At 61.6% G+C, this 11,854-nt stretch carries 12 protein-coding genes; 4 read left to right on the top strand and 8 right to left on the bottom strand.

Annotated elements, in window-relative coordinates:
* Positions 1–15: 15 nt before the first annotated feature.
* From EX00_RS01525 to EX00_RS01500, 6 genes are all read right to left on the bottom strand, one after another.
* The gene (locus EX00_RS01525; protein WP_047453441.1) at positions 16–1,098 is read right to left on the bottom strand and encodes an ABC transporter ATP-binding protein; all 1,083 of its coding nucleotides are present in this window, start codon (positions 1,096–1,098) and stop codon (positions 16–18) included.
* Positions 1,099–1,215: 117 nt separating this feature from the next.
* Entirely contained in the window at positions 1,216–1,485 is a 270-nt protein-coding gene (locus EX00_RS31385; RefSeq protein ID WP_155294000.1) for a hypothetical protein, read from the bottom strand.
* Between the two features lie 295 nt (positions 1,486–1,780).
* A complete protein-coding gene (locus tag EX00_RS01515; RefSeq protein WP_047453437.1) occupies positions 1,781–2,809 on the bottom strand; it encodes a zinc transporter ZntB in 1,029 nt (342 codons plus the stop codon).
* 316 nt (positions 2,810–3,125) lie between these two features.
* A complete protein-coding gene (locus EX00_RS01510) occupies positions 3,126–3,767 on the bottom strand; it encodes a ThuA domain-containing protein (RefSeq protein ID WP_047453435.1) in 642 nt (213 codons plus the stop codon).
* 23 nt (positions 3,768–3,790) lie between these two features.
* The gene (locus tag EX00_RS01505; protein WP_047453433.1) at positions 3,791–4,891 is read right to left on the bottom strand and encodes a Gfo/Idh/MocA family protein; all 1,101 of its coding nucleotides are present in this window, start codon (positions 4,889–4,891) and stop codon (positions 3,791–3,793) included.
* Between the two features lie 40 nt (positions 4,892–4,931).
* Positions 4,932–6,134 (bottom strand): ROK family transcriptional regulator, encoded by a 1,203-nt coding sequence (locus tag EX00_RS01500; RefSeq protein WP_047453431.1) that lies wholly within the window; start codon positions 6,132–6,134, stop codon positions 4,932–4,934.
* 219 nt (positions 6,135–6,353) lie between these two features.
* Here EX00_RS01500 and EX00_RS01495 point away from each other — a divergent pair, with 219 nt between their 5' ends.
* From EX00_RS01495 to EX00_RS01480, 4 genes are all read left to right on the top strand, one after another.
* Positions 6,354–7,664 (top strand): ABC transporter substrate-binding protein, encoded by a 1,311-nt coding sequence (locus tag EX00_RS01495; RefSeq protein WP_047453429.1) that lies wholly within the window; start codon positions 6,354–6,356, stop codon positions 7,662–7,664.
* A 72-nt stretch (positions 7,665–7,736) separates the two neighbouring features.
* Positions 7,737–8,675, top strand: coding sequence for a carbohydrate ABC transporter permease (locus tag EX00_RS01490; RefSeq protein ID WP_047453428.1), 939 nt, complete (start codon positions 7,737–7,739; stop codon positions 8,673–8,675).
* Positions 8,668–9,516, top strand: a complete 849-nt coding sequence (locus EX00_RS01485) for a carbohydrate ABC transporter permease (RefSeq protein WP_047453426.1) — start codon at positions 8,668–8,670, stop codon at positions 9,514–9,516. The genes EX00_RS01490 and EX00_RS01485 overlap by 8 nt, the downstream gene beginning before the upstream one ends.
* A 122-nt stretch (positions 9,517–9,638) precedes the next feature.
* Entirely contained in the window at positions 9,639–10,709 is a 1,071-nt protein-coding gene (locus EX00_RS01480; RefSeq protein WP_047453425.1) for an ABC transporter ATP-binding protein, read from the top strand.
* Here EX00_RS01480 and EX00_RS01475 read toward each other — a convergent pair.
* Together EX00_RS01475 and EX00_RS01470 are read right to left on the bottom strand one after the other, a co-directional pair.
* Positions 10,706–11,083: a DUF427 domain-containing protein gene (locus EX00_RS01475; protein ID WP_047453697.1), complete on the bottom strand. Its 378-nt coding sequence runs from the start codon at positions 11,081–11,083 to the stop codon at positions 10,706–10,708. The genes EX00_RS01480 and EX00_RS01475 overlap by 4 nt on opposite strands.
* Positions 11,084–11,147: 64 nt before the next feature.
* Positions 11,148–11,762: a TetR/AcrR family transcriptional regulator gene (locus tag EX00_RS01470; RefSeq protein ID WP_047453424.1), complete on the bottom strand. Its 615-nt coding sequence runs from the start codon at positions 11,760–11,762 to the stop codon at positions 11,148–11,150.
* Between the last annotated feature and the right edge of the window lie 92 nt (positions 11,763–11,854).

The following is an 11,854-nucleotide window of genomic DNA, read 5'->3' as shown; positions in this document are numbered from 1 at the left end:
TGGCCGTTTGTCTCCTCAGGCCGCCTGTTGCAAGGCGGGTGTAACGGCGGCGCCATCGGTGTCGAACACCATGATGTGGCGCGGGTCGATGTAGACGTCGATCGCATCATCGACATCGATGTCCTGAACGCCCTGGGTCAGCATCACCCAGCGCCGGTCGGCGAAATCGATGTGGATGTAGCTTTCCGAGCCGGTGATCTCGGTCACCATCACCCGCGCCGGGGCGGCGACGGCTTGCGGCGTCTGCGGCTTCAGCGCCAGATGGTGCGGCTGGAAGGCTATCGTGTAGGGACCATCCGGCCGATCCTCGAGGCCTGGCGGTACGGGCAGGCGAATGCTGTCGTTCAGCACGAACTGGTTGCCGCGCTTGTCGAGCGTGATGGTGTTCAGCGGTGGATCGGCGAAGGTGGTGGCGGTCATCAGGTCTTTCGGGCTGCGGAAGACGTCGATCGTCGGCCCGAACTGCGTGATGCGGCCTTGCGACAGGGTTGCGGTATTGCCGCCCAGAAGCAGCGCCTCGGAGGGCTCGGTGGTGGCGTAGACGAAGATGGCGCCGGATTCGGCGAAGATTTTCGGCAGCTCGGCGCGCAATTCCTCGCGCAGTTTGTAGTCGAGATTGGCGAGTGGCTCGTCGAGCAGCACGAGGCCGGCATTCTTGACAATGGCGCGGGCAAGCGCCGTGCGCTGCTGCTGGCCGCCGGAAAGGCTGAGCGGCATGCGGTCGAGGAAGGGGCCGAGCCGCAAGAGGTCGGCGGCCTTCTTCACCTCGCGGTCGATCGTCGCCGCGTCGGTGCCGCCAAGGCGCATGGGCGAGGCGATGTTGTCGTAGACGGTCATCGCCGGATAGTTGATGAATTGCTGGTAGACCATGGCGACGTTGCGGCGCTGCACGGGGACGCCGGTGACGTCGGCGTCATCGACATGGATCGTACCCGTCGTCGGCTTGTCGAGGCCAGCCATCAGCCGCATCAGCGACGTCTTGCCCGACAGCGTCGGTCCAAGGAGGACATTCAGCGTGCCGCGCTCTAGCGTCAGGTTGGTTTCCGCAATATGCGTTTCGCCACTGACCGACTTCGACACGTTTCTGAGTTCAAGCACGATAGGCTCCTTCTATGCGTCGCATGTCGATGCTGCGACGGACTGCTGGCCGCAAGGTCTGTTTGCTGTCCACTGAATAACGTTTAGCAGGGGACATAAGCGCTCCTGAATCCGTCTTCACTGGGCGATGCCTGCTGTCGGAACCGGCGCGGGCAGGGGCGATGAATGCCCGGCCTTCTCAACAGCCACAAGGCATTGAGATCGTTTTGGAAAAATGTTTTGCGTCAATGCGGATATCGGAAATTCGCGACGATACAGGCCGTGGCGCGATGCGTGGAAAACGGAAGCCCGTTTTTTCTTTGAAAAGATGCCGCAAATGCGCTCGGCAGGACTGCGGCTCATGGCGCAATCAATGCCATCTATCTCGTCGATTCTTGCTTTGGACAACTGTACCTCCCCCCGTTTCGATTTCCACTCCTCACGCCAAAACCGAAACTATAATGACGATAAATGAAGCTAAAGGAATGTCAAACGAAAATTGGGCGAGGTTCACTTGCCGCCTGGAACGCACATTTATCAGGCATATTTTCGTATGTGGCGGCGAAATCAGCAAGCGATTGATCGGGATGGGAAATGGCGCGAAACCCATGCCGAAACCGGAAAAGCCGTTCGCAAGATTGACAGTCGCGTATCCGAAAGCATCGACCTTTGCGGGTGGCACGGCTGAAATTCGGGTCGGGGGCTAAAGCCAGTTGATGCGCTTCAGCACCCAGAGGGTGGCGATCGATGTAACCGTGACGAAGAGGACGATGACGACGAAGGCCCATGTATCGTTGACGCCGGGAATGCCGCCGACATTCATGCCGAACAGGCCGGCCACCACGCTCGGTGGCAACAGCAGGGCGGCAAGGGCTGCGAGGCGGTTGGAATTACGGGCGATGCGCTCGCTGATGACCGTCGACAAGTCGTCATGCAGGATGCTGGTGCGGTCGCGGATGGCGTCGAGATATTCGATATAGCGCATCAGCTTGTCGATGACTTCACGCATACGCAGCTTGTCGCGTTCGGCAAGCCAGGGCGCATCGTCATGCTCGATGCGGTTCAGCGCATCGCGCTGCGGCGCCAGGTAACGGCGAAGCTGCACGGCACGCCGGCGCAAAAGCTTCAGCCGCTCGCGCACCTGGCCGGCCTCGCCATGAAAGATCAGTTCGTCAAGCTCATCCACCTCTTCGTCCATGGCATCGAGCACGGGTTCGAGATCGCGTACCAGTTTGTCGCCGATCAAAGCGAGCAGTTCGCCGGAGCGTTGCGGCCCTTTTTTCTTTTCCAGCGACAGGCGGATGTCGCGCAGCGCCGTGATGTAGTGACCGCTGTCGCGCAGGGAAACGATGCGCTCACCATCGACCCAGAGATGCAGGGGCACGAGATCGATATCGGTCGGCTTCTGCGTCGTGCCATCAGGCGATGTCGCGCAGACGCCGCGCAGAATGATCAGCAGCCCATCGCCCACCGGTTCGACACGCGGACGAGATTCTTCCTCCAGAAGGGCTTCGATCACGAAAGGGTCAAGGCCGCTCTTGTGGGTGATCCAGTCGGCGGTGGCGGGATGGTCGCGCTCGAAATGCAGCCAGGTAACGCCCTCTCCGGGCTTGCAGGAGCCGCTCTGTTCCAGGCTGAGCTGCCGGCAGCCGCCCTGTCCGTCGAGCAGGGAGGCGAAACGCAATCCCGGTTCGGTGCCGTAGCTGACCGTCGAGCTGTTCGATGCTTCCATGGCGCCCTGATCCATCCCACCCCCATGGCAGCAAAAAGCGCGAGCATCACCGGAGTTTGCGGTGTGCTGGTGGGTAGCTTACCAGTTCGGGTTAAAGTGGCAAGGTGGAGATGGTTAGTGCGGTGGAGCCCCTCATCCGGCCTGTCGGCCACCTTCTCCCCGTCTGGACGGGGAGAAGGGGATAGGCGCACCCGCAGCCTTCCCTTCAGCCTATCGCGAGAAGAGGCTATTAGGATTGTCCCCTCTCCCCGCTTGCGGGGAGAGGGCTAGGGTGAGGGGCGATCCTTGCTCAGAAATCAGAAAAAGGCGGATGTCCCTAGCGCGCCGCCCAATTAGCGCCGCGGCGGAAGATGGTTTTCATCTGCGGCACACTGAATTCCTTGGCCTGGTGACCGAGCGAGGAATAGAAGACGCGGCCCTTGCCGTATTTGCGCTTCCAGGCAACCGGCATGACGACGCCGTCGATCCAGTAGGCGTGGTCGCCGGTAAAGGTGGTGGTGGCCAGCACTTCGTTCGACGGATCGACATGCATGTAATATTGCTCCGACGTGTAGGGGAAATCGGTGATCCCCTCCATGATCGGGTCGTCCGGCCGGGTGATGTTGACGGTGTAGTCGATGATGTTGCCGGGATGGGCGACCCATTGGCCGCCGATAATGAACTGGTATTCGACGCTTTCGCGGAAACTGTCACCGGCACCACCATGATAGCCGGCAATGCCGACGCCGCTTTCGATGGCCTCGGCGAGGTTCTTCACCTCTTCCTTCTCGATCTTCGACATGGTGACGATCGGCACGATCAGGCTGAGATCGTGGATCGACGGATCGGCGAAGGCCTCGGTGCTGTTTTCGAGATAGACCTTGAAGCCGTCCTCCTCCAGTATATCGCGGATGACATGGGCGCATTCCTGCGGTTCGTGGCCGCTCCAGCCGCCCCAGACGATAAGTGCTTCACGCATGATATTCCTCCTGAATTGCGCGGTTAGCGGCCGATTTTTCCGTCCACGAGGGATTCTGACAGAGGGGCCGGACGTTCCGTTTGTGTTGATATGCCAACCGTGCGGCCGCTGTCCGAGGCCGTCTGGAAAGCTTCCATGACCTCGAGCACATGCAGCGCCAGGCTGCCATTGGCGCGGTGCGGCCGGTTGGAGCGAATGGCGTGCGCCAGGTCAGCGACGCCGAGCGAGCGATAGTTGCCGTCGGCATAGGGGGCCGTGACCTCGCGCCCTTCGAACTGGCCACCCTTCTTAAGATACTCGACCTCACCGCCGAAATGGTTCGGGTCGGGCACGATCAGCGTGCCCTCGGTGCCGTAGACTTCAAGCGGCACATGCTTGTGGCCGGCGACATCGAAGCTCATGCCGATCTGTACGACGGCGCCACTGGCAAAGGCCATGACGCCGGCGACGTGGGTCGGCACATGCACGGGGATATGCTCGCCGTTGCGCGGCTCGCTGGTGATGATGCGTTCCTTGCGCGGCGTCACGGTAAAGCCTGCGACCTGGGAGACCGGACCGAGCAGGTTGACGAGGTCGGTGATGTAATAGGGACCCATGTCGAGCATCGGGCCGCCGCCGACTTCGTAATAGAAAGCCGGATTCGGATGCCAGCGCTCATGGCCGGGGCACATGAAGGTGGCGGTGCCGCCGACCGGAATGCCGATCGCACCTTCGTCAATGATGGCGCGCGCTGTCTGGTGTCCGCCGCCGAGGAATGTATCCGGGGCAGCGCCGATGCGCAGGCCCTTGGCGGCGGCTGCGTCCGCGAGCTTCTTGCCTTCGGCGAAATTGATGCCGAGCGGCTTTTCCGAATAGGTGTGCTTGCCGGCGTCGAGCGCCTGCAGACCGACGGCGACATGCGCCTTCGGAATGGTCAGGTTGACGATGATCTCGATCGAGGGATCGGCGAAGAGGGTGGCGATATCGACAGCCTTTAGGCCGAATTCGGCAGCCTTGGCCTCGGCCAGTTCGCGATTAAGGTCGGCGACGCCTTTGATGTCGAGAATGGGAAACGATTTCATCGCTTTGAGATAGGCGCCGGAAATGTTCCCGCAGCCGATGATGCCAATGCCGACCTTTTCCATAAAACTTCCTCCAAATGAAATGCTTGGTCGTCCTTGCGGGTCAGAGCGCCGATGCCGGCCCCGTCGTTCCCCAAGGCGATTCGTAAAGTTCGCGCAGCGCGACCACCGCCGCACCCTGCGCCCAGGTTTCGTCCGTCGACTGGTCGAAGACGAGTTCCGTCACGCCCTTGATCGAGGGTGGGATTGCCAGGGAATAGGCTTCCCGGAGACTGTCCAGAAAGGGTTGGCCGAGCGCCAGACTCGACCCGACGAGAATGACGCGCGGTGGCGCAAACAGCGTGACGATGTTGGCAAGCGCCATGCCGCAGGCCTCGCCGGCGCGGATGGCCGCGTTGATCAGCGCATTGTCCTCGGCGGCGATCAAGGTCTTTGCATGCGCCATGCCGCGGCCGAGGCGGATGGCTTCGGCGAAGCGGCCGCTCGGCTGGTCGCCGAGGATGGCGCTTTCGCCCGCCAGACTTGCAAGTCGTATGGTGCCCTGCGGCCCTATGCCGAGGACGAGGTCGCCGAGATTGTGGCTCAGGCCGCCGGCGCCGCGAAACAGCTGGCCGGCATGCAAGACGCCGAGGCCGAGCGTCTGTTCCAGCGATACCAGCACCATGTCGTCGAGGTCTCGCGCCTGGCCGAACCAGTGATGCGCCAGCGTGATGGCATGCGCGTCGCTTTCAACGATGGTGGGGACGCCCAGCCGCTCTGACATCTCCCTGGCGAAATCGACGCCGCTCTCGCGGAAGATCGGGCTCGAACGGACATGGCCGGTGCGGTGCTCGATGACGCCGGGAAGGCCGAGGCAAACAGAATCGATCTCATCCAGCGCCAGGTTGGCATCGACGACGCAGCGGCGCACGCCGTCCTCGATCAGGTCGGCGATGACGCTGATCGGCTGCCGGTCGACGCGAAGGGCAAGCGTCAGCGTCGACAGCACCTCGCCACGGAAATCGGCGACGACGAAGACCATGCGGTTGGCGGCGATCTTCGCGCCGACGACGCGGGCGGCGTCCGGATTGAGCTCCAGCATGACACGCGGCCGGCCACGGGCGGCGGCCTCGCGCAGATCGCCCTCGGTGCGGGCCAGGATCAGGCCGTCATCGAGCAGCGAAGCGGTGATGGCCGAAACCGTGGTGGTGGAAAGCTGGGTGCTTTCGCTGATTTCGATACGTGCGATGGAGCCCGCCCGCCGGATCGTATCCAGCACATTGAAGCGGTTTATCGCCCGCATAAGCTCGGGATCTGCTGTTTTCATGAGAATGGTGCCGAATGACGTTTCCGCTCGGTTGCGGCCTGGTATTTTTGACGGGATGCGAATTAAATAGCCTATGCTTGCGGCCTGATGTCAAGCCACTTCCCGCCGCTTCTGCTGAAAATTTAGGAATGGTGGTTGACATTTCAGCAAAGCTCCGTTGAATTAATCCGCATAAGGGAAAAATTATAGAGGCTGTTGTTCCCTTGGGAGGAGACAATCATGTTTTATGAACGTAGGGCGAAGGCCCTTCGCGGTGTGCGTATCGCCGCCATTGCTGCTGCCACGGGACTTGCGATGCTTTCCGGCGCGACGAGTGCCGCGGCCGATACGGCCGTCAAGTGGCTGCATCTGGAGACCGATCCGACCTATGTCGCCGTCTGGCGCAAGATCGCCGATCAATACGAAGCCCAGCATCCGGGCGTGAAGATCCAGATGCAGTTCCTGGCGAACGAGGCTTTCAAGGCAAAGCTGCCGACGCTGCTGCAATCGAGCGACGCGCCGGATTTCTTCTTCAGCTGGGGCGGCGGCGTGCTGAAGCAGCAGGAGCAGACCGGCACGCTGATGGACCTCACCGAGGCGATGAACGCCAAGGACGGCGCCTGGTTGAAGAGCTATAATCCGGCGGCGGTCAAGGGCCTGACCTTCGACGACAAGATCAGCGCCGTACCCTACAAGCTCGGCACGGTTTCCTTTTTCTACAACAAGGCGCTCTTCGCCAAGGCCGGCGTCGACGCGAGCGCCATCAAGACCTGGGACGACTATCTGGCCGCGGTCAAGAAGATCAAGGCGGCCGGTATCGCGCCGATCGCCGGCGGCGGCGGCGAGAAGTGGCCGATCCACTTCTACTGGAGCTATCTGGTGATGCGCGACGGCGGCCAGCAGGTCTTCAACGACGCCAAGAATGGCAAGGGCAACGGCTTCAACGATCCGGCGATCATCAAGGCCGGCGAACAGCTCGCCGAACTCGGCAAGCTCGATCCGTTCCAGCCCGGTTATCTCGGCGCGACATGGCCGCAGACGCTCGGAATTTTCGGTGATGGCAAGGCTGCGATGATCCTCGGCTTCGAAAACACCGTCGCCAACCAGCGCACCAACTCCGGCGACGGCAAGGGCCTGGCCGACGACAATGTCGGCCGCTTCGCCTTTCCGGCCGTCAGCGGCGGCGCCGGTCTCGCGACCGATACGCTCGGCGGCCTGAACGGCTGGGCCGTGACCAAGAAAGCCCCGCCGGAAGCGCTCGATTTCCTCGCCTATCTCACCAATGCGGAGAATGAACGCACGATGGCGCAGGCCGGCATGCTCATTCCGGCGGCGGTTGGCGCGGAAGACGGCGTCAAGGGACCGCTGATGGGCGATGCCGCCGAGCAACTGGCGCATTCAACCTGGCACCAGAACTTCTTCGACCAGGATCTCGGCCCCTCCGTCGGCCGTGTCGTCAACGACGTTGCGGTCGGTATCGTCTCGGGCCAGATCACGCCGAAGGACGGCGCGCAGCAGGTCCAGGACGCCTTTGAGCAGGATCAGCTCTAACTTCGGTGGGCGCCGGCAAACCACCTTCGCCGGCGCCATTCCTATTTCGAATTGCAAATGTCGAGACTGTCCATGACTGATGTCAGCGCAACGACCGCCATGCCGTCCATCGCAAGAGCGAGACCTGCGGGGCGCCGAAAATCGCCGGCCGCACGCGGTCGCATGCCCGTCATCCTGCTGTTCCTGCCGCCGGCGCTGCTGCTTTTCAGCATCTTCGTCATCCTGCCGATGGGAGAGGCCGCCTGGTACAGCCTTTACCGATGGAACGGCTACGGATTGCCGACGGAGTTCGTTGGCCTGCGCAATTTCCAGGTGCTGTTCAAGAACACCGCGTTCCTGACCTCGCTCAAGAACAATGCGCTGATCATCGTGGTGTCGATTGCCGTGCAGGTGCCGCTGGCCATCTGGCTGGCGACGATGCTGGCGCACCGCATTCGCGGCGTGGTGCTCTTTCGGCTGATCTTCTTTTTGCCCTATGTTCTGGCGGAAGTGGCCGCGGGCCTGATCTGGCGCTTCGTCTATGACGGTGACTACGGCCTGTTTGCCGCGATCGCGCATTTCCTCGGAACCGCCACGCCCTATGTGCTCGCCGACAAGGATCTGGCGATGTACGCGGTGCTCGGCGTGATCGTGTGGAAATATTTCGGCTTCCACATGATGCTGTTCATCGCCGGCCTGCAATCCCTCGACAAGAGCGTGCTGGAAGCGGCCGAAATCGACGGCGCCACCGGCTGGCAGAAATTCCGCTACGTGACGCTGCCGCTGCTCGGATCGACGCTGCGCCTGTCGGTGTTCTTTGCCGTCGTCGGCTCGCTGCAGCTCTTCGACATGATCATGCCGCTCACCGGCGGCGGACCGTTCAACTCGACCCAGACGATGGTGACCTTCCTCTACAATTTCGGCGTCACCCGCATGCAGGTCGGCCTCGGCAGCGCCGTCGGCGTCGTGCTGTTCGTCATCTGCGTCACCCTCGCCTTCGGCTACAAACGGATATTTATGCGCAATGACTGATATCGCCTCATCCGTTCGATTGAACATCGGCACGAAGATCTATCTCTACGCGTCGCTGACCATCATCGCCGCCATCGTGCTGATCCCGCTCGCAACGACCATGCTCGGCGGCTTCAAGTCGCTGGGGGATCTCCGGGTCAATCCCTTCGGCCTGCCGGCCGAGTGGCATTTCGAGAATTATACCGGCATCCTGTTCGGCGACCGCTATTGGCGGCAGATGATGAACTCGCTGATCATCGCCGTGCTGACGGTGTTTCTCACCGTGTCGGTTTCGGCGATGGCCGCCTTTGCCTTCGCGCATGTCAAATTCTTCGGCTCGAATTTCCTGCTCAACTATTTCCTGATCGGGCTGATGTTTCCGGCGGCGACGGCGATCCTGCCGCTGTTCATCCGCATCCGTGATCTCGGCCTGCTCAATACCTATTGGGGCGTGGTGTTGCCGCAGGTGGCCTTCGGCCTTGGCATGAGCATTCTTCTGTTCCGAAACTATTTCCGCAATCTTCCGGAAGAATTGTTTCAGGCGGCCTTTGTCGATGGCTGCGGCTATATCCGCTTCTTCTGGTATATCTCGCTGCCGCTCTCCCGGCCGATCATCGCCACCGTCAGCATCATCTCCTTCGTCGGCAGCTGGAACAGCTACATCCTGCCGCTGATCATGCTGAACTCGGATTCGATCTATCCGTGGCCGCTCGGCATGATGGTCTATAGCGGCGAATTCGGCACGGAATGGGAACTGGTGCTGGCCTTCATCACGCTCACCATCCTGCCCACCATCATCGTCTTCTTCCTGGCGCAGAAACACATCATCGCGGGTCTCACCGCCGGTGCCGTGAAGTCCTGAGCCTAGAGCAGTTCAGCGTTTCACGGAAACTCTGAACTGCTCTATCTCTTTGTTTTCTAGCAATTCCGGACGGAAAACCGCTACGCACTTTTCCTGGAATTGCTCTAATCGGAGCAAAAAGCATGGCATCCGTCGAACTGCATAACATCCACAAGGCCTATGGCGCGCTGCCGGTCATTCACGATATCTCGCTGGCCATCGACGACGGCGAGTTCATCGCCCTCGTCGGTCCCTCCGGCTGCGGGAAGTCGACGCTGCTGCGGATGATCGCCGGCCTCGAGGAGATCACCGACGGCGATGTCTCGATCGGCGGTCAGGTGGTCAACGCCATGACGCCGCGCGAGCGCAACATCGCCATGGTCTTTCAGTCCTATGCGCTCTATCCCCACATGACCGTCGCCGAGAACATGGGCTTCAACCTGAAGCTCTCGGGCGAGACGAAGCCGGTGATCGAACAGCGGGTCAACGAGGCCGCGCGCATGCTCGACCTCACCAAGTTGCTCGACCGCAAGCCGGCGCAGCTTTCCGGCGGCCAGCGCCAGCGCGTCGCCATGGGCCGCGCCATCGTGCGCAACCCCGCCGTCTTCCTGTTCGACGAACCCCTGTCGAACCTTGATGCGAAACTGCGCGTGCAGATGCGCTCCGAGATCAAGGCGCTGCATCAGAAGGTGCAGACGACCTCGATCTACGTCACCCACGACCAGATCGAAGCCATGACGCTTGCCGACCGCATCGTGGTACTGAACCAGGGCAGGATCGAGCAGCAGGGCACGCCGATCGAGCTTTATCGCCAGCCAGCCAATCTGTTCGTTGCCGGTTTCATCGGCTCGCCGGCGATGAATTTCCTCGATGGCGTGGTGGAGGGCGTGAATGGCTCGGCTTCCGTGCGGCTGACGGATGGCACGCCGCTGCGCATCGCCAGCGAGCGCAAGGTGCAGCCCGGCCAGAGCGTGAAGATCGGCCTTCGGCCGGAGCATCTCAGCCTGACGGGCAACGGCTCGCCGCTGACCGGCCAGACGCTGCTGGTCGAACCGACCGGCGCGCAGACGCATGTGCTGTTCGATCTTGCCGGCGAGCAGGTAACCGCCGTCGTCGACGGCGAGGCCCCGGTTCGCTACGGCGAGCAATTGAAGGTCACCGTCAATCCCGATCAGGTCTACGTCTTCGACGCGACAAGCGGACTGACGCTTTAAGCCTCCACCGTGATCGCATCGACGCGATCGGGGTAGAAAGCCATGTAGCCTTTGATCCGGCCGACGGAAGGATAGGGATTTTCGTAGGTCCAGATCGCATTCACCGAACGTTCGCCGCCGACGGGAATGCTGTAATAGGAGCAATTGCCCTTATAGGGACAATAGGTCGTATGTTCGGTTCTCCCGAGGGCCGACATGTCGACATCCTTGCGTGGGATGTAAAGGACCACCGGATAGGAGGCTTCCTTCAGCGACAGCGCTTCCCGCGTATCGGCGATGACCTTGCCGGCGACTGTAACGGTAACATGCGCATGCTTGTCCTCGATCGTGATGGGGTGATCGGGGCCGGGGATTTTGACCGGTTTTTCGGACATGATGGGCTCCTTGGTTGCCTGACCATCGGCCTTCAAAAGGATATAGGAACACTTCCGTGGATTTTCAGGCCCTCGGCGCACCCCAGCGCAGACCATCCATCAACAGACCGACGAGGCGGCGGGAGCGGTCGTGCCATTCGGGGGAGTTGGGCATGGAATAGGTGCCCGAGAGCGCATGCAGCACATCCGTGCTGTCGACATCGGCGCGGATCGAGCCGTCGGCCACCGCCCGTGCGATCAGGCTGGCGAGCACGATCGGGATCTTGCCGTAGCTGTCGGCGAAGCGTTCGGAATTGCTGTTGAGCAGGATGCGCAGGCTGTCGCCCATGCCGCGCTTGGTGGCGATGTAGCCGACGAAGCGGTGCATCCATTCCTCCAATACCCGATCGGGTGTAAGCTCGCGCGAAAGCTCCCCGGCCGCGTCGCAGAGTGCTGCGACCTCGTGGCGGTAGACCGCCTCGACCAGATGTTCGCGGGTCGGAAAATGGCGATAGAGCGTGCCGACACCAACGCCCGCGCGCCGCGCGATGTCTTCGAGCGAGGTGGCGGTGCCGTGATGGGCGAAAGCCTCGGCAGCGGTTTCGATGAGCTTGTCACGATTGCGCCGCGCATCCGCGCGCAGGATTTTGCCGGCTGGCGGCGTGTCGTCTTTCAGCTCTGTCGATGGTTTGGACGCCAATTCTCGCTCCATGCGGATTGCGACTTGACGACATCGGACAAGTCTCTAGGATAACAAACGGAGGCGCCTCCGTTTAATCTGGAGTAGCAGAG

The organism is Martinezella rhizogenes, assembly GCF_000799715.1.
GTDB classification, from domain to species: Bacteria; Pseudomonadota; Alphaproteobacteria; order Rhizobiales; family Rhizobiaceae; genus Rhizobium; species Rhizobium rhizogenes_C.
The sequence above is the reverse complement of the archived record's forward strand: the minus strand, read 5'-3'. Positions and strand labels throughout refer to the sequence as shown.

Excerpts from the sequence above, each read along its gene's own strand:
- EX00_RS01515 (WP_047453437.1), bottom strand. The coding sequence starts at position 2,809 with ATGGAAGCATCGAACAGCTCGACGGTCAGCTACGGCACCGAACCGGGA.
- EX00_RS01510 (WP_047453435.1), bottom strand. The coding sequence starts at position 3,767 with ATGCGTGAAGCACTTATCGTCTGGGGCGGCTGGAGCGGCCACGAACCG.
- EX00_RS01505 (WP_047453433.1), bottom strand. The coding sequence starts at position 4,891 with ATGGAAAAGGTCGGCATTGGCATCATCGGCTGCGGGAACATTTCCGGC.
- EX00_RS01500 (WP_047453431.1), bottom strand. The coding sequence starts at position 6,134 with ATGAAAACAGCAGATCCCGAGCTTATGCGGGCGATAAACCGCTTCAAT.
- EX00_RS01495 (WP_047453429.1), top strand. The coding sequence starts at position 6,354 with ATGTTTTATGAACGTAGGGCGAAGGCCCTTCGCGGTGTGCGTATCGCC.
- EX00_RS01490 (WP_047453428.1), top strand. The coding sequence starts at position 7,737 with ATGACTGATGTCAGCGCAACGACCGCCATGCCGTCCATCGCAAGAGCG.
- EX00_RS01485 (WP_047453426.1), top strand. The coding sequence starts at position 8,668 with ATGACTGATATCGCCTCATCCGTTCGATTGAACATCGGCACGAAGATC.
- EX00_RS01480 (WP_047453425.1), top strand. The coding sequence starts at position 9,639 with ATGGCATCCGTCGAACTGCATAACATCCACAAGGCCTATGGCGCGCTG.
- EX00_RS01475 (WP_047453697.1), bottom strand. The coding sequence starts at position 11,083 with ATGTCCGAAAAACCGGTCAAAATCCCCGGCCCCGATCACCCCATCACG.